The sequence below is a fragment of the Achromobacter sp. MUI-25009338 genome, from assembly GCF_057359325.1.
Map to the genome: position 1 here is coordinate 3,470,441 of NZ_CM170627.1, position 25,297 is coordinate 3,495,737.

The following is a 25,297-nucleotide window of genomic DNA, read 5'->3' on the forward strand; positions in this document are numbered from 1 at the left end:
TCCTCGATCGTTGCGGTCAGGACGCGGGTTGGGCGGCCAGGGTTTCATGGAAGTGGCAGGCCACGAGCCAGCCGGGTTCGACTTCGCGCAGCAGGGGCTTTTCTTCCCGGCAACGCGCGGCCGCATGCGGACAGCGCGGGCTCAGGCTGCATCCGGCAGGCCGGTTCAGCACGCTGAGCAACTCTCCCTTGATCGGCGGCGGACGCACGCGGCCCGCCACCGGACGCGGCACGGCCTTGAGCAGGGCCTGCGTGTAGGGATGGCGCGGCGCGGCGTAAAGCGAACGCTTGTTGCCGATCTCCACGATCTCCCCGGCGTACAGCACCGCCACGCGATGGGAAATGGCTTTGACGACGGCCAGGTCATGGGCGATGAACAGGTAGCTCAGGCCCAGCCGTTGCTGCAGGTCCATCAACAGGTTGACGATCTGGGCCTGCATGGAAACGTCCAGGGACGCCACCGCCTCGTCGCACACCACGAAATCCGGATTGAGCGCGAGCGCCCGGGCGATCACGATGCGCTGGCGCTGCCCGCCGGAGAATTCGTGCGGGAAGCGTCCCGCGAAGGCAGCGGGAAGCCCCACCATGTCGAACAATTCGGCCACCCTCTCCTGGCGCTCCTTGCGCGTGGATTTGCGCGCGATATCCAGCGGCTCGGCGACCGCATCGCCCACCCGCATGCGCGGATTCAACGAGGAATACGGGTCCTGGAACACAAACTGGATGCGTTGCCGCACCGCGGCCAGATTGGCCCGCCCCTGCGGCCCGGCGATGGATTTTCCGAACAGGCGGATATCGCCCTCCGAGGGTTCCAGCAGTCCGATCATCATCCGGCCGATCGTGGATTTGCCGGACCCGGACTCCCCCACGAGGCCGATGGTCTCGCCGTGATGAATGTCGAAGCTCACCTGGTCGACCGCCCGCAGGACGGCGTTCTTGCCGGCGCTCCGGCCCAGTTTGAAATCGCGGCTCAAGCCGCTGACCTGCACGATAGGATTCTGGCTCATGCGGCGATCTCCTCCTTTAGCTGCTCAGCCGCGCGGGGCGGGCAGCGCAGGATGCGTCCCGACGGCAAGGCCTGGATAGGCACCGGCGCAGCCAGACAGGCAGGCTCCGCACGGCCGCAGCGCGGCCCGAAGCGGCAGCCCTGCGGCCAATTCCCCGAGGCCGGAATGCTGCCGGGAATGGCCAGCAGACGCTCATGATCGGCGTCCAGGTCCGGAATGGCGCGCAGCAAACCTTCGGTATAGGGATGCAGGGGTTTTTCGAACATCTGCGCGGCGCCGGCTTCCTCGACGATGTGGCCGGCGTACATCACGATGACGCGCTCGACGAACTCGGCAACCAGACCAAGGTCGTGGGAAATCAGAATGACGGACATGCCGATCTCGGCCTGCAGCTCGCGCAGCAGCTGCATGATCTGGGCCTGGATGGTGACGTCCAGCGCCGTCGTGGGCTCGTCCGCAATCAGCAGTTTGGGACGGCAAGCGATCGCCATCGCGATCATGACCCGCTGCCGCATGCCGCCGGACAGGCGGTGCGGATACTCGTCCACGCGGCGCCGGGCGTCGGGAATGCGCACCATGTCCAGCAGCTCGACCGCACGGCGCCGTGCGGCGGCCTTGTCCAGGCCCTGGTGTATGCGCAGCGTTTCACCAATCTGGTCCGCGATGGTCAGCACCGGGTTGAGCGACGTCATGGGATCCTGGAAGATCATCGCGATGTCGCCGCCGCGCACCTGGCGCAGGCCGCCTTCGGGCATGGCAAGCAGGTCCTTGCCCTCGAAGCGTATCGCCGATCCGGGCATGCGCGAGGTGCGCTTATGGTGCAGCCGCAGGATGGACAGCGCGCAGACGCTCTTGCCGCTGCCCGACTCGCCGACGATGCCCAATGAACGGTTCGCGTCCAGCGAAAAGCTGACATTGCTGACCGCGCGCGTCCAGCCGGCGTCCGTGCGAAAGTCCACGCTGAGGTCATCCACCTCCAACAAGGGCTGGTTCATCATGCGCCCTCCACTTTCAGCCGGGGATCGAGAACGTCGCGCAGCCCGTCGCCCAGCAGGTTGATGGCCAATGCCGACAGGCTGATGGCCAGCCCAGGAAACAGCATGATCCACCAGGCTTCGACGGCGTAATCCCGCCCCTCGGAAATAACGTTGCCCCAGCTCGGCATCGGCGGCGGAGGGCCGATGCCCAGGAAGCTGAGCGTGGCCTCGGCCAGGATGGCGTAGGCGAAAATGAAGGTCAGCGAGACCAGCAACGGCGCCAGCGTATTCGGGAATATGTGGCGGCCGATGATGCGCCACGCGCTGGCGCCGCTGATGCGGGCCGCGTCCACATAGTCCAGCCGGCGGATCACCAGCACCGTGGCCCGCACAATGCGCGCGATGCGAGGCACATAGGCGAAAGCCAGTGCAATGATCACGCTGTGGATCTGCGGGCCGAGCACCGCATTGATGCCGATGGCCAGCAGAATCGCCGGGAACGCCAGCAGCGCGTCCATGATGCGCATCAAGAACGAATCCAGCCAGCTGAAATAACCGGCGATCATCCCCACCAGCGATCCGCCGATAGCTGCCAGCACCGACACCGCCAGGCCGATCCACAGAGACAGGCGGGCTCCATACAGTACGCGAGTGAAGACGTCCCGGCCGTACATATCCGCGCCGAACGGATGTTGCCACGAGGGCGGATGGAAGCGGTCGGAAATGCGCATCGCCATCGGATCGCCCGACGTAATGAACGGAGCGAACACCGCACCGGCGATGATGACCAGCAGGATGGCGGCGCCGATCCTGAACGAGCGGTGCCGCCACAGGCGTTTGAAGACACGGCGCCGGGCGCTGGATACGGCGGGCGCCGCCTGCGCCTGGCTGTTGATCGCAATATCAGTCATAGCGCACCCGCGGGTCGATGAAGGTATAGAGCACATCGATCAACACGTTGATCAACACGAAGGCGAAGCCCAGCAGCAGCATGGTGCCCTGCACGGTCGGATAGTCGCGGGCCATGATGGCCTGCACCAGCAGCCGGCCGATGCCCGGCAGCGCGAACACCTGCTCCACGACCACCGAGCCGCCGATCAGCAGGCTGACGATGTACCCGCCCACCGTCAACACCTGGACCAGCGTATTGCGGAATGCGTGCTTGGAGACGGTGAAGAACTCCGACACGCCTTTGGCGCGGGCCGTGCGCACGTAGTCCTGGTCCAGGATTTCCAGCATCTCGGAGCGCGTCATACGCGCCAGAAAGCCGATCTGGAACAGCGCCAGCACGGCGGCCGGCTGGATCAGCGCGCCCAGCCATTCGAAGAAGCCGTCTTCCATGGGCACATAGCCGGCGGAGGGCAACCACCCCAGATTGACGCTGAACAGAATGACCGAGAGCGTCGCAATCCAGAAGTTGGGCACCGACACGCCCAGCAAGGCAAAGCCCATGACGGCCGAATCCAGCCAGGAATCGCGCCAATAGGCCGCGGTGATGCCCAACGCAATGCCCACCGGTAAGGTAATGGCGAATGCCACGGCCGCCAGCGACAAGGTGACGGGCATGCGCTCGGCGACGGCGGACAGCACGGGCTGGTTGAGCACCAGGGACTCGCCGAAATTGCCCTGGGCCAGATGCGTCAGCCACAACCAGAGCTGCTCAAGCAAGGGCCTGTCCAGCCCCAGCGTGCGGCGCATGGCCTCGATGGCTTCCGGGCCGGCCTGGTCGCCGGCGATGATGACGGCCGGGTCCCCGGGCAGCAGGTGCATCAGGAAGAAGGTCAGGACGGCCACGATCAGCATGACCGGAACCGCCTGCGCGATACGAGTGGAAACGGTATGGAACATGGTCGCCGCTTCCTACTTGAGCCACACGTTCCAGAAGTGATTCATGTAGTACGGCCTGAACCCGCCCACCTTGCGCGTATTGATGACCTGCACGTTGCCGCGGTCGGCCACCTTGATCATGTACGCCTCATCCAGCACACGCTGCTCGATGTCCAGCCACGCGGCCTTGCGGCCGGCCAGATCGGGCGTCTTGTAGAAGGTTTCGTAGGCGCCATCGAGCACCTTGTCGTCCTTCACGTGCGGGAAGTTGTAGATCATGGACTGCCACTGCTGCGGGCCCAGGATGGGGTTGGAGCAGAAGCTGGTGGTGGACACGTTCCAGTTGCCCTTGCCCGTCTGGAGATTGGAGGCGTTGGTGGTCCAGTCGGTGATGTCGATCTTGACATTCATCCCGGCCGCCTTGAGCTGCTCCGAAAGGACCAGGATGGCGTCGCGCATGTAGTCGTAGTTGTTGTTCGTCTGCAGCACGATAGGCGTGTCTTTGTAGCCCGCTTCCTTGAGCAGTTCGCGCGCCTTCTTCGGATCGTTCTGGTTGTAGCGGCCATCGGTGACCTTGCCCCCGTAATACGCGCCTTCCGGATAGACCATGGAGTGGTTCTTCTTGGACGCGCCGATCACTTTCATGATGTCGTCCACGTGCACCGCCTCGCGAATTGCCTGGCGCACCTTGACGTTGTCGGTGGGAGCCTGTTGCGAATGCACGATCAGATATTGCTGGCAGTACGGGTAGACCGTCACTTCCTGCAAGTGCTTCTGGCTCTTCAGCCTGGCGGCCAATTCTGGCGGGATGGTGGAGGTAAAGAGGGCTTCGCCCGTCTGCATCGCCGCGACGCGCGCATTGGCCTCGGGTACGAAGTTGAAACGCACGGCATCGACGTAGGCAGTGCGCTTGCCGGCGAATCCGTCGGGGCCTTGCGCCTGGTCGTCGGGCACATAATCCGCAAAGCGCTGGATCACCAGATGGCTGTCCTTGACCCATTGGCCCAGCTTGAAAACGCCGGTGCCGATGATGTCTATGCCGCGCGCCGGCTTGTCCTTCTGTTCCGAGGGCAGGATCACGAAGGGATAGACCGGCGTCTTCAGGACATCGAGGAACGCCGCATTCGTTTTCTTCAGACGGATGATGAAGGTATCGGCGTCGGGCGCTTCGTAGCTTTCCACATCATCCAGCGCCGCCTTGTTCGGGCTGACACGGGCATAGCGCTCGAAGGTCGCCTTCACGTCCTCGGAGGTCATGACCTTGCCGTTATGGAACTTGACGCCTTTGCGCAGCAGGAAGGTGTAGGTCTTGAGGTCGTCGCTGACCTTGACCTCGCGGGCCAGCAAGGGCTTGGTGTTGTAGGAGCCGTCGATGGTCACCAGGCCTTCGTACAGATGGTGGATCACTTCCAGATCCACCATGCTGGCCGCAACCTGGGGATCAAGGGTGCCCGGGCCGGACAGGCTCGCATAGATCAGAGTCCCGCCCTTTTTGGGTGTGTCCTCCGCCGCGCCTGCCGGCGCCATGGCGCTGGCCAACAGGGCGGCGCCCATGACCATGCCGCATCCGATCCGCTGCAATGTGGAATTCGCGAACATCCTGTTCCCCTTTCTATTCGTGGGTTCCGGCCGAGGCTTGCGGCGGACCCGGTTAAAACAGCATGGGCGCGCGGCGGGCGCACCCCCACTCGGCATTACGGGCTGTCGGTATGCGCGGATTCCGGCTTCAGCCCCTTGATCTCGATGCGCTGGCGCGACACGGCGCAAGCGTCCACCGCTTCCCGCGTGAACGGCGCGGGCGCAAGCTCGCAGCGCGCCCACAATGGGTTCTGGTCACTGTAGTGAGGGCTGTCGGGCGCGCCCGAGGCGCCATGAAAAACCGACCAGCGGCTCGCATTCCAATTACCCACGTCGAAGACATAACGCGCAACCGGCCCATAGCTGGACGAGGGGCCGCCGGTGGGACAGGCGCCGGTGGCGCACACGCAATCGCCATCGCCCGCGACATCGTTGGAGGCGGGCGCAAGCCTTGCCGCTGCCTCCGGGAAGGCGTTTGCAAGCGGATGCGAGAACACCGGACGGTGCAGGCGCCCCCAGGGCTGCACCGCGCCGCCCTCGGCGACGGCGGCCAGCGCTTCTTGAATGACCTGGTCCCAAGTGGCGCCGGCCAGCAGGCTGACGTCTTCGCGGCGCAGCAGTTCGGGCAGCGTCCACCACAATTGATTGACGGGCACCACGCCCGGCGCGGCCATCGTGGCGAAGATGTTCCGGGCGGCGCGGTCCAGGCCCGAGCGCCGCGCGAGGATGCGCGTCATTGCCTGGCGCACCTGGTAGTAGGCCGACGGAGCCAACTCGCCGGCGGCCATGTTGCCGTTCCAGCCTCGCAGCAAGGCCACCAGTTCCGCGCCGGCGCCCTGAGGGGTCACCTTGCAGATGCGCGCGGCGATGTCGCGAGCGCGCGCGCTATCGGTGTCGCCAAGCAGGCCGACCATGTCGTCCACGCTGGCGGCGGGAAAACCGTCGAGCCGTTCACTGATGCGGCGGGCCCGCGTCGAGGGATGGCAATCGGTGCACAGGTAATCGCCCTCGCCGTCCGGCGCGATGCGGTTGTTGGCCGTCACCAGCTTGCCGGACGCGGGGTCCACCTCGCGCGGCATGCGTTCCCAGGGGATGTAGCCGCGCCATTCGTGTTGCCCCGTCCAACCGGGCACAGGCAGCCAGCCGTTGACGCGGTCGCGCTCCGGCACGATGGCCCGCACGTTCACGCTGATGTGGCCGGACGTGTCGGCCGCCACCACGCTGTGGTCGATCACGCCCCAGGGACGGCACACCTCATTGAACTCACGCACGCCATGGGCGCGCAGCATCGGCAGCAGGCAGTCCAGGGAACGGTCCACGGGGTCCAGCTGCACCGAACGCAGCGCCACCCCGTACCCGCTCGCCTCGGGATCCGCCAGCAGCGGACCGTGACGCGTCCGGATTACGCGGACCTTCAGGGATTCCGCGCCGCGTACGTTCACGATTTCCTCATGGACCTCGGCCCGCGCCCAGCCTGTCTCCGTCTGATAGCGCGCGGGATCGGAGGGATCGAAACGCTCCAGGTACAGGTCGTGGATATCGGCGAAGGCATGCGTCACGCACCACGCGACGTGCTCCGTATGGCAGAAATGCGGAAAGGCCGGCACGCCCGGCACCGAGAAGCCCAGCGCATCGAACTCGCCGCAGCTCAGGTGCAATTGGGCATACATCCCGGGGATCTCGAAGATCCGGTGCGGATCGCCCGCGACCATGGGCTTGCCACTGACGGTGCGCGCGCCCGACACCGCCCAGTTGTTGGACCCGGCAATGGTGCCGTCCGCCGGCGCCAGCGCCAGCAGCGCATCGATGGAAGGAGCCAGCGACTGCAGGCCGGCGATCCAGCGCCGCGTCTGTACGTCATCGACTTGCGGCGAAACGAAACGCTCGTTGCCGCCGTCGTCGTACCGCAACAGGCCGATGGCCTCGGGTCCGATCGTGCGCAGCGCGGCCGCGCGCCACAACTTGAACCAGATGGATCCCATCAGCAGGCCGCGCTGGCGCATCACGGCAACCGATTGCCATGGTTCCCATTGCTGCGGCCGCTCACCCAGCAGCTCGTATTCCACGGGCAGCGGAAACTCATTTATTGCGGCGTTGACGCCCTGTGCATAGCACTCCAACATGCGCCGTGTCTCGGCCGACAGCGCCGCGAAATCCCTGCGCGAGGCCGCCTCCACGCCCAGCCGCCTGGCCAGCGCATCCGCCGCCGCTCCTTCGGGCCCGACCCATTCCGCATACCGGCCGACGGCGCGCCGGCGCGCGGCGTCCATCTGCCAGAGCCGGTCCTGCGCGTGGACATAGCCGTTGGCGAAGAACAGCTCATCGACGCCATCGGCCCGGACATGCGGTATGCCCCAGCGATCTCGCAGCACTTCAGGGGACGACGACATCCAGCGTTCCTCCGATCTTTGCCGTGGCGCGGGCCACTGGCTTAACACGATATATAATATATTGTGTTCTTTTAGGTGGTACTCATATCCGTAGTTCTACCTAGGCAGCAGCTCTTCCCTAAAATCTAGGTCCGAGACAATCGCTGTCGACCTTCGCTCAGCCCACTATGGCCACAGAGAAAACTTCCGTCACTCGCTCCAGCCTTACCGGACAGGTCTACCGCACGCTGCGCGACAGATTGATGTCCGGCCGCTTCCAACCCGGCGAACGGCTGAAGATCGCCACGCTGGCCGCCGACCTGGAAGTCAGCGAAACGCCCGTGCGCGAAGCCATCCTGCTGCTGACCAACGACGGCGCCATCGAAATGAAGGCCGGCTACTACTTCCTGACCCGCCGCCTGTCGCTCTCCGAGTACCTGGAGATCCGGCGCCTGCGTCTGCATCTGGAGCCGATGGCCGCCGTCGAGGCGCTGTCGCACATCGATGCCGCATTCATTGCCGATCTCGAGCGCATCCACGCCACGCTGATCCGTGCCGAAGAGCAAAAAGACTATCCGCAAGCGGTGCAATCCAATTACGACTTTCATTTCTCGCTCTATCGCCGGTCCGGCATGCCGCAGCTGACCGAAATCCTGGAACGCCTGTGGATCCAGGCGGGCCCCTTGCTGAACTACCTCTACCCCCATGGCCACCCCACCTACGAGGGTGAGCATCAACACTTGCGCATCATCGAAGCGCTGAAGGCGGGTGACGCCAAAGCGCTCGCCACCGCCGTGGAACAGGACCTGATCGAGGGCGGCGAACAGTTCGTCGCCTACCTCGAATCCATCGACCACGAAGAGCCGGAGCCGGTGAAAAAGTCCTCGACCAAATCGGTCCGCCGCAGCCGGCGCAAGTAGACGATTCCCCGCTGTTTTCCCGCATTCCGATCGGGGCAAACACTGTGTTTGCAAACATCATATATCATGTATCATGTTTATTCCAAGCACTGTCAGCCAGGGATGGGAACGACATATGACCGCGACACAAACGGCAGTAGATCTGAACCAGGGCAGTAATCTCGCACTTGTGGACGCGGCCCTACGGGCCCGGGCCGACAAGGTCATTCCGGGCGGCATGTACGGCCACCTGAACGCCAGGATCCTGCCGGCCGGCTACCCTCAGTTTTTTGCGCGCGCCGACGGTTGCCGCCTCTGGGACGTGGACGGCCGTGAATACCTGGATTTCATGTGCAGCTGGGGCCCCATCATCGCGGGCCACAAGCATCCGGTCATCGACGAGGCCGCCCGCAAGCAGGCCGAGCAAGGCGATTGCATGAACGGCCCCACCGCCCGGCTGGTGGAGCTGTCGGAGCGGCTGGTCGGCATGCTGCCCCACGCGGACTGGGCCATGTTCCAGAAGAACGGTTCGGACGCCACCACCGCCGCCCTGATGATTGCCCGCGCCGGCACCGGCAAGCGCAAGATCCTCCTGGCCAAAGGCGCTTATCACGGCGCCGTGCCGTGGTGCACGCCATCGGTGGCAGGCGTCACCGCCGAAGACCGCGCGCACCTGATTTACTTCAAGTTCAACGACATCGAAAGCCTGGAAGCCGCAGCCCGCGAAGCCGGCGACGATCTGGCTGCCGTCCTGGTGTCGGCCTTCCGCCACGACCTGGGCGTACCGCAGGAATTGCCGCATCCCGATTTTGCCCGGGCGGCACGCGCCCTGTGCGACCGCCAGGGCGCGGCGCTGGTCATCGACGAAGTGCGCGCCGGCATGCGCCTGTCATTGCAAGGAAGCTGGGAACCCCTGGGCGTGCGGCCCGATATCTGCGCCTGGAGCAAGGCAATCGCCAACGGCCACTCCCTGGCCGCGGTGACCGGCAACGACGCCTTTCGCAAAGCGGCGCAGCAGATCTACATCACCGGTTCGTTCTGGATGGGCGGGGTGGCCATGGCCGCCGCCATCGCCACGCTGGACGTCCTGGAAAACAGCGGCGCGATCCAGCACTTCGAGAAGATGGGCCAGCGCTTGCGCGACGGCCTGCAACGCCAGGCGGACAAGCACGGCGTCAAGATCAGTCAGACGGGCCCCGCCCAGCTGCCGCTGGTGCTGTTCGAGGATGACGCCGACTACTCCCGGGGCGCCCGCTTCACGGCCGAAGCGCTGAAACATGGCGTCTACCTGCACCACCGCCACAACATGTTCCTCAGCCTCGCGCATACCGCGCAAGACATCGATCACGCCCTGCAGGTCACCGACCACGCCTTCGGGATGGTCGCTGATGTGGCCGCCCACTGAAGGAAAAACGATGGCAGCACAGACCGCCCTTACACCACTCCCGGTATTCGCCCCGACCCGGGAAGCATCCGAACTGGCGCGGATCGCGCTCGCGCTGCGCAAGCAGGTTGTGCACATGGTGGCGCGCACCGGCCAGGGGTATGTCCAGCAAGGGCTCGGCGCGGCCGACCTGTTCGCCACGCTGTACTTTTCGGAACTGAATCTCAAGCCCGAAGATCCGGCATGGCCGCAGCGCGACCGCTTTATCCTGTCCACCGCGCATAACACCGCCATTTTCTACGCCACGCTCGCCGCGCGGGGCATCCTGGACGCACGGCGCCTGGACACCTATTGCGACGACGGTTCCGAACTGGAGATCAACGCGTCGGAACGCCTTGGCCCCATGATCGAGGCGACCTGCGGCTCGCTGGGCCAGGGCCTGTCCGTCGGCGTGGGCATGGCCGCCGCGCTCAAGCGCTCGGGCAGCAACAGCCGCGTCTATGTGGTGCTGGGCGACGGAGAGCTGCAGGAAGGCCAGGTCTGGGAGGCCGCGCTGGTCGCCGGCAACTGGGGCCTGGACAACCTCTGCCTCATCATCGACGCCAACGCCATGCAGGTCGAAGGCCACATCAATCAGGTCCAGCCCGACGAACCGCTGGCGGACAAATGGCGCGCGTTCCGGTGGCACACGCATGACATCGACGGCAACAGCATTCCCGCCTTGCTGAAAACGCTGCAACTCGCGCGCACCGTTCCCGGACAGCCGCATTGCATCATCGCGCGCACGCTGGTCGGCAAGGGCGCGCCCTCGCTCGAAGGGATACTGGGACACAACCTGAAGCTGCCGCCGCAGGCCGCCGCTCTCGCGCTGCAAGAACTCGATCATCTGGAGATCCAGGCATGAGCCGCTCTCAAGACAACCTGGCCGTCAATGATTTCACCGACCGCTCCGGCGCCCCGGCCGCGCGCCGGATCTATGGCGAGGCGCTGCTGGCCGCGGCCCGCCGCGACCCGCGCATCGTGGCGCTGACCGCGGACCTGAGCGGCCCCACGGAAACCGACATCTTCCGCGACGCCCTGCCCAACCGCTTCTACCAGGCCGGCATCGCCGAAGCCAATATGGTCGGCATGGCAGGCGGGATGGCGCGCTGCGGCTGCATCCCGTTCGTGCATACGTTCAGCGTCTTCGCCACGCGCCGCACCTACGACCAGGTCGCCATGCAGGTGGCCCATCCCGGATTGAACGTCAAGCTGGTCGGTTTCATCCCGGGCGTGGACACCTTGCTCGGCGTGAGCCACCAGGCCATCGACGACGTGGCCTTGATGCGCGCCCTGCCCCGCATGCGCGTCCTGGAACCGGCCGCCGGACAGGCCGCCGCCGCAGTGGACGAGGCGCTGGCCTACGACGGCCCCGTCTATCTGCGCCTGGCGCGAGCCAACGGGGCCACGCCCGCTGCGAGCCGCCCGTCGTCCGAGCAGGGACTCGCCAGACTGCGCGCCGGACGAGACGGCCTGCTCCTGGCCAGCGGCCTGAGCATTCCGATCGCCGAAGCCGCCGCCGCCGAACTCGCTCGTCAGGGCAAGGACGTGGGCGTCGTCGCCGTCACGTCGCTCAAGCCGCTGAACCCCGCCATAGCGGCCATGGCGCGCGAAGTGCCCACGGTGATCACGGTGGAAAACCATTCGATCATCGGCGGCCTGGGCTCGGCCGTGGCAGAGTTGCTCATGGAAAACAAAGTCGCGGTCAATTTCGCTCGCGTCGGCGTACGCGACACGTTTACCCATGGCGGCACGACGCCTTACCTGATGGCCGAGTTCGGCATGGACGCTCCGGCCGTCGTGCGCGAATTCCTGCGCGTGGCCGGCACCGCGTAAGGACTGGCGGCCAGGCCCTTGGCCCCTTGGGCCAGGCAGATGTGACACGGATAGCAATCGCTGTATTGCAGCCGATCAATCTGTCTAGCCCAACGGCCGCAATGGGTCGAAAGCCGTCCGCCATCAACGACTGCTTACGACCTATTTGAGACATGGGACGAGCGGCTGTCAGGAATGCCCCAGCTCAATTCAACCAACAAGATCCGTCACTGTGCGCTAACGCCGGCAAATCGCGCTGCATCGCAAATCTACATGAGCCCGACCTAGCCGAGGTTGTCAGCGAGATCTGCCGCCAAATGAACATATTCTGGCTAGGAAGCTGAAAAGGCAGTTACGCCAACTCGTCCGGCCGCGACATCAGAACGTAGATCCGGCCTTGACTCGACCACCGTCATGCTCACGGCCTGCGGCTCTTCGTGGTTCTATCCCTCTAACCCACCTGACCCCATAGCGACACTACCCATAACGCCCCCTACTCCTTGACGGCAACCGTATAGTTCAACGCCAACCTCCCCCCATCCGCATACACCGTCTGCCCCGTCACATAACTGGAATCATCGCAAGCCAGAAACACCGCCACCTTGGCGACTTCGTCCGGCGACCCCAACCTCTGCATCGGAATCCGCGACAGCACGGTCTTGCGGGCGTCGGGGTTGCTGGTAATCGTGGCCAGGATCTCGGTATCGATGCTGCCCGGCCCGATGGCGTTGACCCGTATCCCATGCGGCGCCAGGGACAGCGCCATCGACTTGGTCATCTGCCGCACCGCGCCCTTGCTGGCGCCGTAGGCCAGCTGGTCGGGCATGGCCAGTTCCGCGGTCATCGAGGACAGCGTGACGATGGCGCCGTTGCCGCGTCCGCCCGCGACCATGGCGCGCGCGGCGGCCTGGGCGACCAGGAAGGTGCCGCGCACGTTGACGTTCATGACGGCGTCCAGGTCTTCCAGTGTCAGGTCCAGGAAGTCGGCGGCGCGGATCACGCCGGCGTTGCAGACGCAGACGTCCAGGCCGCCCCAGCGGCGCACGCATTCGTCGGCCAGCGCCTGGGCGTCGGCCGGGTCGGTCACGTCGGCCGTGGCGGCGGCGGCGCGGTCTCCCAAGGAGCGGGCCGCCGCGGTCAGTTCGGCCTGCTTGCGGTCGGCCAGCAGCACGCAGGCGCCCTCGGCGACGAAGCGCCGCGCGATGGCCAGGCCGATGCCGCCGGCCGCGCCGGTGACGAGCGCCACTTTGTCCTGCAATCTCATTTCAGACTCCCACGTAGGCGGCCACCAGGTCGGGCCGTTTGGACAGTTCGGCCGAGCTGCCGCGCCACACGGTCACGCCTTTGTCGAGGATGACGTTGCGGTCGGACAGGCGCAGCAGGGCCGTGGTGTTCTTGTCGACCACGATCATGGACAGGCCTTCGGCTTTCAGTTGCGCCAGCACGCGCCAGATTTCGGCGCGCACCACGGGCGCCAGGCCTTCGGTGGCTTCGTCCAGGACCAGCAGGCTGGGGTTGGTCATGAGCGCGCGGCCCAGGGCCAGCATCTGCTGTTCGCCGCCGGAGAGCTGGGTGCCCAGGTTGGCGCGGCGTTCGCGCAGGCGCGGGAACAGTTCGTAGACGCGCTCCAGCGTCCAGTTGCGGGCGCCGCCGCGCGCGATGGCGGTGGCGATGAGGTTTTCTTCCACGGTCAGGGTCGGGAAGATCTGGCGGCCTTCGGGCACGAGGGACAGGCCCATGCGGCCGATGCGGTACGGCGCCAGTCCGCGCAGCGAGCGGTCGCCGTAGCGGATGCTGCCCTGGCTGGCCGGCAGCAGGCCGAACAGGCATTTGATGACGGTGCTGCGGCCCATGCCGTTGCGGCCGATCAGGCCGAGGACTTCGCCCTCGCCCACGTCCAGGTCCACGCCGAAGAGCGCCTGGCAATGGCCGTAGGCCGCCGTCAATCCGTTGATGCTCAACATGGCGGCTCCTTATGCGTCGGCGTCGTCGCCCAGGTAGGCGCGGCGCACATCGGGATGGTTCCGTATCTGTTCGGCGCTGCCGGTGGCGATGATCTTGCCGTAGACCAGTACGCTGATGCGGTCGGCCAGCGCGAAGACGGCGTTCATGTCGTGCTCGACCAGGACGATGGTGTAGCGGCCTTTGAGGCTTTGCAGCAGGGCGATGACGCCGGCGCTTTCGGCCGCGCTCATGCCTGCCATGGGTTCGTCCAGCAGCAGCACCGAGGGCTCGCCGGCCAGGGCCATGGCGATTTCGAGCTGGCGGCGCTGGCCGTAGGCCAGGCTGGCGACCTCGGCCTCGGCCACGTCTTCGAGCCGGCAGGCGCGCAGCGCCTGGGTGGCGGCGTCCACGACGTCGGCGCAGTCGCGCAGCGCGGTCCAGGGCGACAGGCGCCGGCGGCGCTTGCGCAACGCGGCCAGGCAGGCGTTGTCGAGCACGGTGTAGCTGTCGAAGACCGAGGTCACCTGATAGGAGCGCAGCATGCCCTGGGCGACGCGCTCCTGGACAGAAGCGCGCGAGACGTCGGCCGCGCCCAGGCGCACGGCGCCGCCGTCGGGCCGCAGTTCGCCCGACAGGAGGTTGATGAGCGTGGTCTTGCCGGCGCCGTTGGGGCCGATCAGCGCGTGCAATTCGCCGGGGGCCACGTCCAGCGATACGCCGTCGGTGGCCTTGAGGCCGCCGAAGCGGCGCACCAGGTCGTGGGTGGACAGGCCGGCCGGCGCGGAGGCGGTTTGCATGGTCATGCGGAGGCCTCCTTGGCCAGGGTGTCCGGCGCACGGCGGTCCTGCTGGCCGTCGCCGGCCGGCGGCGCAGCGGTGGGCGCGGCGGGTCCGGCCGGCGGCGCGCGCCGCAGCCAGGCCAGGGAATTGCCGTAGCCGCCCTTGGCGAGCATGGCGATGACGACCACGGCCGGTCCCATCAGCAGCATCCAGTGCTGGGTCAGGCTCTTGAAGGCTTCTTCCATCAGCAGGTAGGCGATGGCGCCGACGATGGGCCCGAGCACGCTGCCCAGGCCGCCGATCACGACCATGACGATGAGCTCGCCCGAGACGGGCCAGGACATGTAGCTGGGCGAGGCGAAGGCGGTCAGGTTGGCCAGCAGCAGGCCGGCGACGCCGGTCAGCACGCCCGAGGCGACGTAGGCCGTCAGGCGCACGCCGAACACGGAGTAGCCCAGCGCGTCCACGCGCCGCGGGTTGGCGTGGGTGGCGCGCAAGATCATGCCGAAGGGCGAGCGGCGCAGGCGCAGCATGCCGATGCTGCAGACCAGCAGCAGCGCCCAGGCCGCCCAGTACACGGGCAGGCTGCCGTCCAGTTCGAACAGGCCGAAGGCGCTGGCCTCGTAGATGTTCAGGCCGTCGTCGCCGCCGTACTCGCGCAGGCTGACGGCCAGGAAATAGAACATCTGGGCGAAGGCCAGCGTGATCATGATGAAGCCGATGCCGGAGGTGCGCAGACAGACCGTGCCGACCACCAGCGCCACCAGCGCGCATACGGCGATGCAGACGGCCAGCTGCAGCCAGCCGTTGCCGAAGCCGTAGTAGCTGAGGATGCCTACCGCGTAACAGCCCAGGCCCAGGAACATGGCGTGGCCGAAGCTGACCAGGCCGGCGAAGCCCAGCACCAGGTTCAGCGCCAGCGCGGCCAGGGCGTAGATCAGGATGCGCGCGCCCAGGGTGACGTAGAACGGTTCTCCCAGCCATTGCGCCGCGAACGGCACGCCGGCCAGGACCAGGAACAGCAGGGGCAGCGCCCAGCGCCGCTTGTCGTTTGCTTGCATGATGTTATGCCCTTGCGCGGCGCCGTCAGCGCCGCGCGGAAAAGACCAGGCCCTGCGGCCGGAATGCCAGCACCACCGCCATCAGCACGTAGATCAGCATGGAGGCCAGCGCCGGGCCGACCGCGTTGGCGACCGAGGCGTCGAAGACCGCGCGCAGCATGTCGGGCAGGAAGGCGCGGCCCAGCGTGTCTATCATGGCGATCAGCAGCGCCGCGACCAGGGTGCCGCGCACCGAGCCGATGCCGCCGACCACGATCACCACCAGCGCCAGGATCAGCACCGGCTCGCCCATGCCGGACTGCACCGACAGAATCGGCCCGGCCAGGGCGCCCGCCACGCCGGCCAGCACGGCGCCCAGCAGGAACAGCAGCGTTTTCTGGAGGTCGACGTTGGCGCCCAGCACGCTGGCCATGGGCGCGTTGCTGGCGCCTGCGCGGATCAGCATGCCGAAGCGCGTGCGCTGGATCAGGAACCAGGCCCCCAACGCCACCAGCGCCCCCACCCCGATGATCATCAGCCGATACACCGGGTAGTCGCTGCCGAACAGGCTGACCGCGCCGTCCAGGCTGCTCGGCACGGCCGCGAAATACGGCCGGCTGCCCCAGATGACCGAGGCCAGCTCGTTGAAGAACATCATCAGGCCGAAGGTGGCCAGCACCTGGTACAGGTGATCGTGGCGGTACAGCGGCCGCGCGATCAGGCGTTCGAGCACCACGCCGACGAAGCCGCTGCCGACCACCGCCGCCAGGATGGCGAAGGCGAACGAGCCGCTGGCGTTGTAGGCCGTGGCGCCCAGGAATGCCCCGATCATGTAGAGCGAGCCGTGCGCCAGGTTGATGAAGTTCATGATGCCGAAGATCAGGGTCAGCCCCGAGGACAGCAGGAACAGCAGCGCGCCCAGCTGCAGGCCATTGAGCAGTTGGGACAGCAGTAGTGATCCGTTCATGGGCGTTCCGTTATTTCATCGGGCAGTCGGCCACGTAGGCGTCCTGATGGTCGGTGAACACGGTGGCCAACTGCTTGACGTCGACGTTTTCACCGTCTTTCACGACCTGGTAGGCGTACAGGTTCTGCACCGGCATGTTGTTGGTGTTGAAGCGGAACGAGCCGCGCACCGAGGGGAAGCTGGCGCCCGCCGCCTTGACCGCGGCGGCCAGCTTGCGGCTGTCGCCGAGCTTGCCGTCGAGCTGCTTGACCGCCGCGTCCAGCAGATAGGCGGCGTCATAGCCGCCCACCGCGTACTCCGACGGCAGCCGTCCGTACTTGGCCTTGAAGGCTTCGACGAATTTGCGGTTCTGCGGATTGTCCAGCGTGGTCGCCCAGGGCGTGCCGTAGATGGCGCCGGTGGCCTGGTCCTTGAGCGCGGCCAGCGTGTTGGAGTCGATCAGGCTTTCCGAGAAGAACGGCAGTTTCTCCATCAGGCCGGCCTGGCGCAGCTGGCGCACGAAGTTCACGCCCACCCCGCCGGTGTAGAACACGAAGAGCGCGTCCGGCCCGGCCGACTGCATGCGCGAGATCTCGGCGGAATAGTCCAGCTGGCCCAGCTGGGTATAGATTTCGTCGGCCGGCGCGGCGCCGTAGAAGCGCTTGAAGCCGGCCAGCTTGTCCTTGCCGGCCTGGTAGTTGGACGACATCAGGTAGGCGCGCTTGTAGCCCTGGTCCTTGACGTACTTGCCCATGGCCTCGGACATGCTGTCGTTCTGCCAGCCCAGCACGAACAGATTGGGCAGGCACATGCGTCCGGCGATCGGCGCGGGGCCGGCGTTGGTGGATATCGCCACCACGCCGGATTCCTTGATGCGCCGCAGCTCGGCCATGAGCACGTTGGAGAAGCCCAGGCCGACGATCGCGTCGACCTTGTCCTTCTCGATGAATTTCTGCACGATCTGCGCGCCCACGTCGGGCTTGAGCTGGTCGTCTTCGCGGATCACCACCGCCTTCTGGCCGCCCAGGCTGCCGCCCAGCTGCTCGATGCCCAGCATCAGGCCGTCGTACTGGTCCTGGCCCAGCGCCGCCTGCGGCCCGGACAGCACGCCGGTAAAGCCGATGCGGATGTCCGCCATTGCGGCGCTGGCCGCCGTCAGGGCCGCGATGGCGGCCAGCGCGGACAGCCCGCGTGCGTATGCTTGCATGGTATGTCTCCTTTGGAGGATGGGCGGCGGCGCCGTTCTTTGCGGCGCCTGCCGGGGGGGTTCAGAGCTTCACGCAGACATTGCGCAGCTCCGTATAGAACTCCAGCGAATGCACGCCGCCCTCGCGGCCGATGCCCGATTGCTTCGAGCCGCCGAAGGCCGTGCGCAGGTCGCGCAGGAACCAGGAATTGATCCAACAGATGCCCACCTCCAGCGCCCGGCCCATGCGGTGCGCGGTGCCCACGTTGGTGGTCCATACGCTGGCGGCCAGGCCGTAGGGCGTGGCGTTGGCCAGCGCGATCGCCTCTTCCTCGGTGTCGAAAGGCGCGACGTGGCAGCACGGCCCGAAGATCTCGTGCTGGATGACGGCCGAGGTCTCGGGCAGCCCGGTCCAGACGGTGGGCTGCACCCAGGCGCCGGCGGCCAGTTCGCCGGGCATGTCGGGCACGCCGCCGCCGGCCACCACCGTGGCCCCTTCTTCGCGGGCGCGGTTGTAGTAGCCCAGCACCTTGTCGCGGTGGCGTTGCGAAATCAGCGGGCCCAGGTTGACGCCCGGGTCCTTGGGACGGCCCAGCGTGAAGCCGCGCGCACGCTCGCCCAGCGCCGCCACGAAGCGTTCGAAGATCGGGCGCTGCACGTAGACGCGCTCGGTGCCCAGGCAGACCTGCCCGGTGTTGTCGAACGCCGCGCGCGCGATGCCGGCGACCGCCTTGTCGAAGTCGGCGTCGGCGAACACGATGCCGGCGTTCTTGCCGCCCAGCTCGAACGACACCGGCCGCACGCCCACGGCGGCGGCCTGCATGATGGCCTCGCCCGTGCGGGTCTCGCCGGTGAAGGTGATGCCGTCGACCAGCGGATGGCGGGTGAGCTTTTCTCCGGCGGAGCCCGGGCCGCGCCCGTGCACCACGTTATAGACGCCGGCCGGCACGCCGACCTCGTTCATCACTTCGCCCAGCAGCGTGGCCGTGCCCGGCGTGTCCTCGGAAGGCTTGACCACCACCGTGTTGCCGCAGGCCAGCGCCGGACCGACCTTCCAGGTCATCAGCAGCAGCGGCAGGTTCCACGGACAGATCACGCCGATCACTCCGCGCGGCACGCGCACCCCGTAGTTGAGCGCGTGGCCGTTGTCCGGGGTTTCCAGGTCGAAGGTCTCGTTGGGAACGTTGCGGATCAGGTCGGCGAAGATCTTGAAGTTGGCCGCGCCGCGCGGGATGTCCAGGTGGCTGGCCAGCGCATAGGGCTTGCCGGTGTCGGCGATCTCGGCGTCGACGAAGTCGTCGAAGCGGCGGTTGATGCCATCGGCCACCGCGTGCAGCAGTTCGACGCGCTGCTGGGTCTTCAACTGGCCCCAGGGGCCGCGCAGCGCGGCCTTGGCCGCCCGCACCGCGGCGTCGATCTCGGCGTCGCCGGCCTCGTGCACGCGCCCGACCAGGCGGTTGTCGACCGGGTCGCGGTTGTCGAAGGTGTTGCCGGTGGCGACCCACTGGCCGTTGATGAAGTTGCGGAAATCGGTCATTGCTTCCTCGGTTGTGACAGGTCGGCCAGCGCCGCTTCGGGGTCGCCGGCGCTCAGGTATTCCCACATGCGTTCGTAGATGCGGCCGGTGCCGACGGCGCGCCGGGCCGCTTCTTCGAGGGCCAGCGTCGGGCCCTCATTGGCCAGGCCGGCCGAACGCAGCTGCAATTCGATACGGGCCGCGTCTTCCAGATACCAGGTCAGCACGACGGCATGCATGAGGGACTCGGCCGCCACCACCGCGCCGTTGCCGCGCATGGCCACCGCGCGGGCCGCGCCCAGCGTCTCGGCCACGCCGCGCGCCTGCGCGTCGCTGCGCACCAGCTGCGGATCGTCCCAGAGCGGCACGGCCGGGGAAAAATACGAACCCATGCCGTGGCGCGGCTGCGGCGTGACCCGGGCCGTGGACAGCGTCATGACGGTGGGCGGCATGGACCGCACCACCCCGCCCACGTCCGGGCGCAGCCGGTAGATGTGCTGGTGGATGCGCACTTCGCCCAGCACTCCCTCGGGCAGCTCGCCATGCACCGGCACCACCGTGCCGGGCTCGCCCGGTTCGATCAGGCCCATGGGCCGGGCCGCGCACACCAGGAAATGGCCGGCGTCGATGCGGGCGCTGCAATGGCCGTAGGCATGGACCAGGTTGGCGCGGGCCAGCGCGCGGGCCGCGACGCGCACCAGCGCCTGCTGGCCGGAATCCGGCGCGGCGCTCACGACTTGAACTCCGGGATATCGGGCTTGGCGCCCCACATGCAGAACGAGGACGGTATCGCGGGGAAGCTGCGCGGCCGGTAGGTTTTTTCGTCTTCGGCGCTGATCAGGCGCACGCCGGTGGAGTATTCGTAGATCATGCCGTCGGGTCCGTCGAAATACAGGAACATGGCGCCCGAGGTCGGATGCCGGCCGGGGCCGAAGCGGATCGGCACGTTCCACTCGCGCAGCTGATACCAGGCGCGCATGATGTCGTCGATGCTCTCGACCTGGTGATTGATGTGCTGCACGCCCGGATAGCTGGACGGGAACAGCGCGATCTTGTGGTGCACCTCGTCGATGCGCAGCAGCGGCGCCTCGCCGATGCGGTCGCTGACGCGGGCCGACAGCAGGCCGGTCCAGAAGGCCTCGTCGCGGCGCGCGTCCAGCGTGCGCAGGCCGATGTGCGAAAACCCCGTGATGCCGGCGTCGCGGCCGGGAAAGTAGCGCCGGCCGCTGTGCTGCGGCGCGTGCACCAGTTCGATGCGGTTGCCGGAAGGGTCGATGAAGCTGAGGAAGTCGCGCACGTAGCGCTGCTCGGCCGCTTCGCGGCTGCCGGCCTGCACCGTGTAGCCGCTGCGTTCCAGCACGGCGCCGGCCTGCTCCAGTTCTTCGGCGGTGTCGACCTCGAAGGCCGAGGTATGGTCGCGCGGATCGCCCTCGAAATAGCAAAGCGTGTGGTCGCGCGAATCGGATTTGAAATAGACCGCGCCGTGCTCCTTGCGGGCCAGTTCCAGCCCCAGCACGGTGGTCGCATAGCGCACCGCCGCATCGAGGTCGCGCGTGCCCAGCCGGACGTACCGGATGTCGTGTAGCCGTATCACTGCCTGTCTCCTCGCGCCTGTGGCCGGTGTTGCGCGGGTCGCGCGGTCCGGCTCGGGTTGGCGGCGCTATTTTTTTCTACGATAAGCATCAAAAATCTCGGCGTCAATAATTTTTATCGAGATTTTTGCGGGACGCTGTAGTCCCAGGCCCATCCGAGTCCGCGCCGCATTCCCACGCGACTCCCCAGTTGAAAAAAACCGACACCGCGCGCAAGGCCCGTTGATTCGACTACATCACTTCTATAGAATCTTCAATTCGGGACATTGCCCATGGTTGGCATGATCCGTCCTATTTTCACTTCAACACACCTCAGGGAGGCGCAATGATGTACGCACAAACCGCCTTCCCGCGCGTATCCCCGCGACGCAATTAAGTCGTCGCCCGCGCGGGCCCGTCGCCGGATGCTTATCTGGCGACCGGTCCCCCGTGCCCGCCCCAAACCCGTAAACGCAATGCCTGCGCCGACCGCGCGGGCCGTTCCTTCCTCTTTCCACACAAGGACTCCCGGCGTCCTGGTGACGCCGGGCCATTGCAATGGCTAGAAAAAAACTCGATCTGCGAGGACAGGCCTTCAAGGACGTTCTCGGTTTTACCTTCCGCCACTGGCGCGAGCAGCCCTGGCGCACGGCGCTGATCGTGGCGCTGGCGCTCTTGTCGTCGCTGGCCGACGTGCTGACGCCGCTGTACGCCGGCCGCCTGGTCGACGCGGTGGCCTCCGGCGCCGCCGGCGACGAGCTGGTCTGGAGCGCCGCGGTGACCTCGTTCTGGCTGCTGATCGCGCTGGGCGTGGGCAGCACGCTGCTGCGCCAGGCGGTGTTCCAGAACATCATCACCTTCACGCTGAAGATGATGAACGCCATCGTCTCCAACGCCTTCTACCGCGTGCAGCGCTTTTCCACCGACTGGCATGCCAACAGCTTCGCCGGCTCGACGGTGCGCAAGGTCACGCGCGGCATGTGGGCGGTGGACATCCTCAACGACACGCTGCTGATCGCGCTGCTGCCCTCGGTCGTCATGCTGGTCGGCGCCACCGCGCTGCTGGGCGCGCACTGGCCCATGATGGGTCTGGTGGTGGGCGCCGGCTCGGTGCTGTATATCGCCGTCACGACCACGCTGTCGCTGCGCTACGTGGCGCCGGCCGCGCGCCTGGGCAACGCCTGGGACACGCGCATGGGTGGCGCGCTGGCCGACGCCGTCACCTGCAACGCGGTGGTCAAGGCCTTCGGCGCCGAGACCCGCGAAGAGGTCCGGCTCGGCCGCGTGGTCGACAAATGGCGCAACCGCACGCGCCGCACCTGGGTGCGCGGCACGATCAACGGCGGCGTGCAGGGCGCGATGCTGGTGGCGATGCAGGCCGGCATCCTGGGCATGGCCCTGCTGCTGTGGTCGCGCAACGAGGCCAGCGTGGGCGACATCACCTTCGCGCTGACGATGTTCTTCATGCTGCAGGGCCACCTGCGCGACGTGGGCATGCACATCCGCAACCTGCAGCGCTCGGTCAACGACATGGAAGAACTGGTCGCGCTGGGCCGCCAGCCGCTGGGCGTGGACGACCGTCCCGGCGCGGGCGAGCTGCGCGTGACCGCCGGCGAGATCCGCTTCGAGGACGTGAGCTTCCGCTACGGCGCGCATGACACGGCCCTGTACGACGGGTTCTCGGTGCGCATCGCGCCGGGCGAGCGCGTCGGGCTGGTGGGGCATTCCGGATCGGGCAAGACCACGTTCATCAAGCTGATCCAGCGCCTCTACGACGTCAACGGCGGACGCATCACCATCGACGGGCAGGACATCGCCCAGGCTAAGCAGGCTTCGCTGCGCAGCCAGATCGCGATCGTGCAGCAGGAGCCGGTGCTGTTTCACCGCACCCTGGCGGAGAACATCGCCTATGCGCGCCCCGACGCCACGCAGGCCGAGATCGAGCAGGCCGCGCGCCTGGCCAGCGCCCATGATTTCATCATGGCGCTGCCCAAGGGCTACGCCACGCTGGTCGGCGAGCGGGGCGTGAAGCTGTCGGGCGGAGAACGCCAGCGCGTCGCGATCGCGCGGGCGTTCCTGGCCGACGCGCCCATCCTGATCCTGGACGAGGCCACCTCCAGCCTGGACAGCGAAAGCGAAGTGCTGATCCAGCGGGCGATGGACCGCCTGATGGAGGGCCGCACGACGCTGGTGGTGGCGCACCGCCTGTCGACCGTGCGCGCGCTGGACCGTCTGCTGGTGATGGACCACGGCCGCATCATCGAGGAAGGCAGCCACGAAGCGCTGATCCAGCTCAAGCACGGGCTGTACCGCCGCCTGTTCGAGCGCCAGGCCCTGGAACTGACCAAGGGCTTCAAGCCGGACGAATTGCTGGAAGACGGCGCGGCGCCGCCGCGGGTGCGCGATCCGGAGACGGACACGGAAGCCGGCGAGGACGCCTACGCCTACGCCAAGTAAGGCCCGCGCCGGCGCGCAGCGTCCCGCATCATGCGGGGCGCTGCGCCAGCGTCAGGCGCAGGCCGAAGCCGATCAGCGTCAGCCCGAAAATCCAGCCCTGGATTTTCCGGGCGCGCGGACTGGCCGACATCCAGCGCCCCACCGCGCCGCCGGCCAGCGCGCACATCACGTCGAACGCCAGCCCCAGGCCGACCACGATCGCGCCCAGCACGGCGAACTGGCGGCCGATCGGCCCGTAGGCCGGCGACACGAACTGCGGCAGCAGCACCGAGCAGAACAGCAGGGCCTTGGGATTGAGCACATTGGTCAGCACGCCGCTCAGCAGCGCCGGCCCCCAGCCGGCGCGGCGCGGCGCCGCCCCGCTCACGGCGTCGTACGACACCGGCCCGGCGCGCAGCAGCCGCATGCCCAGCCACACCAGATATCCGCCGCCCAACGTGCGCGCAATGTCGAACGCCCACGGGTGGGTCTTGAACAGCGCCGCCAGGCCCAGCGCGGCCAGCGTCACGTGGGCCGCCCGCGCGATCGCCAGCCCGGCGGCTACCGCCAGCGCCTGCCCGCGTCCGCGCAGCACCCCGGTTTCCAGCAGCAGGATCATGTCGGGGCCGGGCACCACATAGACGATCAGCAAGGCCCCCAGAAACATCGCCATATCCGCCATCGCCCCGCTCCAATCCGTCCAGAAGAAGGCGATCATTCTAGAAAAAACGGGCTGGCATGTGCTTGCTATTACTGCCACCTGGCCTATCATTATTGGCATATCTCACCAATAACTGATCCACCAACATAAATCCATGCCAAAACGCGAACTGGACGGCTACGACCGCCGCATCCTGGAGGCCCTGCAGCAGAACGGCCGCCTCACCAACGTCGAACTGGCCGAGCAGATCGGGCTGTCGCCCTCGCCCTGCCTGCGCCGGGTGCGCCTGCTGGAAGAAGCCGGCGTGATCCAGGGCTACGAGGCGCGGCTGGCCCCCGACGAGGTCGGGCTGGGCCTGACCGTCTTCGTCGGCATCAAGGTCGAGCGCCACCACGAGCGCGACGCGGCCGAGTTCCGCAAGGAAGTCAGCGCGCTGCCGGAAGTCATCGCCGCGCACCTGGTGTCGGGCGAATCGGATTTCCTGCTGCAGGTGGTGGTGCCGGACCTGCGCGGCTACGAACGTTTCCTGCTCGACACGCTGCTGAAGCTGCCGGGCGTGAAAGACATACGCAGCAATTTCGCGATCCAGACGGTCAAGCCGCAAAGCCCCCTGCCCCTGGACCACCTGGCCAGGTAGGCGCGCCTACGCCGGCATCGCCGCCGCGGCCCGCTCCACCGCCTGCGTACGGCGCTCGAAGCGGGCCTGCGATTGCGCCAGATAGCGCTGCACCACGGCCGCTTCCGAGGTCTCGGGCGTGCCGCCGGGAAACGGCGGCTTGGGGTCGTACTCGATCTGCAGCTGGATCAGCTTGGCCACGTCCTCGCCGCACAGCTGCGCCACCACCAGCAGCGCCATGTCTATGCCCGAGGTCACGCCGCCGGCGGTGAACAGCCGGCCGTCCACGCACAGCCGCTCGCCGCTGGGCGTGGCCCCGAAACGCGCCAGCAGTTCGCGCGCGCGCCAGTGGCTGGAGGCGCGCTTGCCGCGCAGCAGCCCCGCCGCGCCCAACAGCAGCGAACCGGTGCAGATGCCGAACACGTAACCGGCGGCCAGCCCCTGCCTGCGGGTGAAGTCCACCCACTCCGGATCGACGATGGCGTCGTCGGTGCCCGGCCCGCCCGGCGCCACCAGCAGATCGCAGGGCGGCGCCGACGCCAGGGTCTGCGTGGGCACGAACCGCAGCCCGCGGTCGCAGCGCACCGGATCGCGCGTTTTTGCGACAAAATCCACGGTGAAGCCCGGCGCGTTGGCCAGCACTTCGTACGGTCCGGTCATATCCAGCTGGGTCAGCCCCTCGAACAAGAGAAAATTCACATGCATGAC

Annotated in this window: 23 protein-coding genes; 6 read left to right on the top strand and 17 right to left on the bottom strand. The window is 67.1% G+C overall.

Translation table 11 applies throughout. From position 1 onward, the window contains the following. Positions 1-16: 16 nt before the first annotated feature. From AC1IQ6_RS16440 to AC1IQ6_RS16465, 6 genes are all read right to left on the bottom strand, one after another. Positions 17-1,006: an ABC transporter ATP-binding protein gene (locus AC1IQ6_RS16440; RefSeq protein ID WP_102771425.1), complete on the bottom strand. Its 990-nt coding sequence runs from the start codon at positions 1,004-1,006 to the stop codon at positions 17-19. Beyond that, the gene (locus AC1IQ6_RS16445; protein ID WP_485864949.1) at positions 1,003-2,004 is read right to left on the bottom strand and encodes an ABC transporter ATP-binding protein; all 1,002 of its coding nucleotides are present in this window, start codon (positions 2,002-2,004) and stop codon (positions 1,003-1,005) included. Before AC1IQ6_RS16445 ends, AC1IQ6_RS16440 begins: the two co-directional genes overlap by 4 nt. Then, positions 2,001-2,894 carry an ABC transporter permease gene (locus AC1IQ6_RS16450; RefSeq protein WP_102771427.1) on the bottom strand — a complete coding sequence of 298 codons (894 nt, stop codon included), beginning with the start codon at positions 2,892-2,894 and terminating at the stop codon, positions 2,001-2,003. Before AC1IQ6_RS16450 ends, AC1IQ6_RS16445 begins: the two co-directional genes overlap by 4 nt. After that, a complete protein-coding gene (locus AC1IQ6_RS16455; protein ID WP_210405780.1) occupies positions 2,887-3,831 on the bottom strand; it encodes an ABC transporter permease in 945 nt (314 codons plus the stop codon). Before AC1IQ6_RS16455 ends, AC1IQ6_RS16450 begins: the two co-directional genes overlap by 8 nt. 12 nt (positions 3,832-3,843) lie before the next feature. Then, a complete protein-coding gene (locus AC1IQ6_RS16460; RefSeq protein ID WP_485864950.1) occupies positions 3,844-5,409 on the bottom strand; it encodes an ABC transporter substrate-binding protein in 1,566 nt (521 codons plus the stop codon). Positions 5,410-5,504: 95 nt separating this feature from the next. Further along, a complete protein-coding gene (locus AC1IQ6_RS16465; RefSeq protein ID WP_485864951.1) occupies positions 5,505-7,778 on the bottom strand; it encodes a penicillin acylase family protein in 2,274 nt (757 codons plus the stop codon). A gap of 167 nt (positions 7,779-7,945) precedes the next feature. Between AC1IQ6_RS16465 and AC1IQ6_RS16470 the strand changes: the two genes are divergently transcribed. The 4 genes from AC1IQ6_RS16470 (at position 7,946) to AC1IQ6_RS16485 (ending at position 11,915) form a co-directional block, all read left to right on the top strand. After that, a complete protein-coding gene (locus AC1IQ6_RS16470; RefSeq protein WP_102771429.1) occupies positions 7,946-8,677 on the top strand; it encodes a GntR family transcriptional regulator in 732 nt (243 codons plus the stop codon). Between the two features lie 115 nt (positions 8,678-8,792). After that, positions 8,793-10,061 (top strand): aminotransferase class III-fold pyridoxal phosphate-dependent enzyme, encoded by a 1,269-nt coding sequence (locus AC1IQ6_RS16475; protein ID WP_485864952.1) that lies wholly within the window; start codon positions 8,793-8,795, stop codon positions 10,059-10,061. Positions 10,062-10,071: 10 nt separating this feature from the next. Beyond that, entirely contained in the window at positions 10,072-10,944 is an 873-nt protein-coding gene (locus tag AC1IQ6_RS16480) for a transketolase (protein ID WP_168202128.1), read from the top strand. Continuing rightward, positions 10,941-11,915, top strand: a complete 975-nt coding sequence (locus AC1IQ6_RS16485; protein WP_485864953.1) for a transketolase family protein — start codon at positions 10,941-10,943, stop codon at positions 11,913-11,915. Before AC1IQ6_RS16480 ends, AC1IQ6_RS16485 begins: the two co-directional genes overlap by 4 nt. A gap of 472 nt (positions 11,916-12,387) precedes the next feature. Here the strand turns inward: AC1IQ6_RS16485 and AC1IQ6_RS16490 are convergent, their stop codons facing one another. The 9 genes from AC1IQ6_RS16490 to AC1IQ6_RS16530 form a co-directional block, all read right to left on the bottom strand. Then, positions 12,388-13,158, bottom strand: a complete 771-nt coding sequence (locus AC1IQ6_RS16490; RefSeq protein WP_102771433.1) for an SDR family NAD(P)-dependent oxidoreductase — start codon at positions 13,156-13,158, stop codon at positions 12,388-12,390. 1 nt (position 13,159) lies between these two features. Next, positions 13,160-13,858: an ABC transporter ATP-binding protein gene (locus tag AC1IQ6_RS16495; RefSeq protein ID WP_485864954.1), complete on the bottom strand. Its 699-nt coding sequence runs from the start codon at positions 13,856-13,858 to the stop codon at positions 13,160-13,162. A 9-nt stretch (positions 13,859-13,867) separates the two neighbouring features. Continuing rightward, the gene (locus AC1IQ6_RS16500; protein WP_102771435.1) at positions 13,868-14,641 is read right to left on the bottom strand and encodes an ABC transporter ATP-binding protein; all 774 of its coding nucleotides are present in this window, start codon (positions 14,639-14,641) and stop codon (positions 13,868-13,870) included. After that, positions 14,638-15,678 carry a branched-chain amino acid ABC transporter permease gene (locus tag AC1IQ6_RS16505; protein WP_485864955.1) on the bottom strand — a complete coding sequence of 347 codons (1,041 nt, stop codon included), beginning with the start codon at positions 15,676-15,678 and terminating at the stop codon, positions 14,638-14,640. Before AC1IQ6_RS16505 ends, AC1IQ6_RS16500 begins: the two co-directional genes overlap by 4 nt. A gap of 25 nt (positions 15,679-15,703) precedes the next feature. Next, entirely contained in the window at positions 15,704-16,624 is a 921-nt protein-coding gene (locus tag AC1IQ6_RS16510; RefSeq protein WP_102771437.1) for a branched-chain amino acid ABC transporter permease, read from the bottom strand. A gap of 10 nt (positions 16,625-16,634) precedes the next feature. Next, entirely contained in the window at positions 16,635-17,810 is a 1,176-nt protein-coding gene (locus AC1IQ6_RS16515) for an ABC transporter substrate-binding protein (RefSeq protein ID WP_111825374.1), read from the bottom strand. Positions 17,811-17,871: 61 nt separating this feature from the next. Further along, on the bottom strand, positions 17,872-19,326 hold the full coding sequence (locus AC1IQ6_RS16520) for a 2-hydroxymuconic semialdehyde dehydrogenase (RefSeq protein ID WP_485864956.1): 1,455 nt from the start codon (positions 19,324-19,326) through the stop codon (positions 17,872-17,874). After that, complete coding sequence (locus AC1IQ6_RS16525; RefSeq protein ID WP_485864957.1) at positions 19,323-20,039, bottom strand: class II aldolase/adducin family protein; 717 nt, start codon at positions 20,037-20,039, stop codon at positions 19,323-19,325. Before AC1IQ6_RS16525 ends, AC1IQ6_RS16520 begins: the two co-directional genes overlap by 4 nt. Continuing rightward, a complete protein-coding gene (locus AC1IQ6_RS16530) occupies positions 20,036-20,899 on the bottom strand; it encodes a VOC family protein (protein ID WP_102771440.1) in 864 nt (287 codons plus the stop codon). The genes AC1IQ6_RS16525 and AC1IQ6_RS16530 overlap by 4 nt, the downstream gene beginning before the upstream one ends. Positions 20,900-21,434: 535 nt before the next feature. On the opposite strand from AC1IQ6_RS16530, the gene AC1IQ6_RS16535 reads away from it, so the two are divergent. Continuing rightward, a complete protein-coding gene (locus tag AC1IQ6_RS16535; protein WP_111825377.1) occupies positions 21,435-23,333 on the top strand; it encodes an ABC transporter ATP-binding protein in 1,899 nt (632 codons plus the stop codon). A gap of 28 nt (positions 23,334-23,361) precedes the next feature. Here AC1IQ6_RS16535 and AC1IQ6_RS16540 read toward each other — a convergent pair whose 3' ends face one another. Beyond that, positions 23,362-23,985, bottom strand: a complete 624-nt coding sequence (locus AC1IQ6_RS16540; protein ID WP_246842396.1) for a LysE family translocator — start codon at positions 23,983-23,985, stop codon at positions 23,362-23,364. Between the two features lie 142 nt (positions 23,986-24,127). On the opposite strand from AC1IQ6_RS16540, the gene AC1IQ6_RS16545 reads away from it, so the two are divergent. Beyond that, entirely contained in the window at positions 24,128-24,610 is a 483-nt protein-coding gene (locus AC1IQ6_RS16545) for an Lrp/AsnC family transcriptional regulator (protein ID WP_102771443.1), read from the top strand. A gap of 6 nt (positions 24,611-24,616) precedes the next feature. On the opposite strand, the gene AC1IQ6_RS16550 is transcribed toward AC1IQ6_RS16545, so the two are convergent. Continuing rightward, the gene (locus AC1IQ6_RS16550) at positions 24,617-25,294 is read right to left on the bottom strand and encodes a DJ-1/PfpI family protein (RefSeq protein WP_111825379.1); all 678 of its coding nucleotides are present in this window, start codon (positions 25,292-25,294) and stop codon (positions 24,617-24,619) included. Positions 25,295-25,297: the final 3 nt, after the last annotated feature.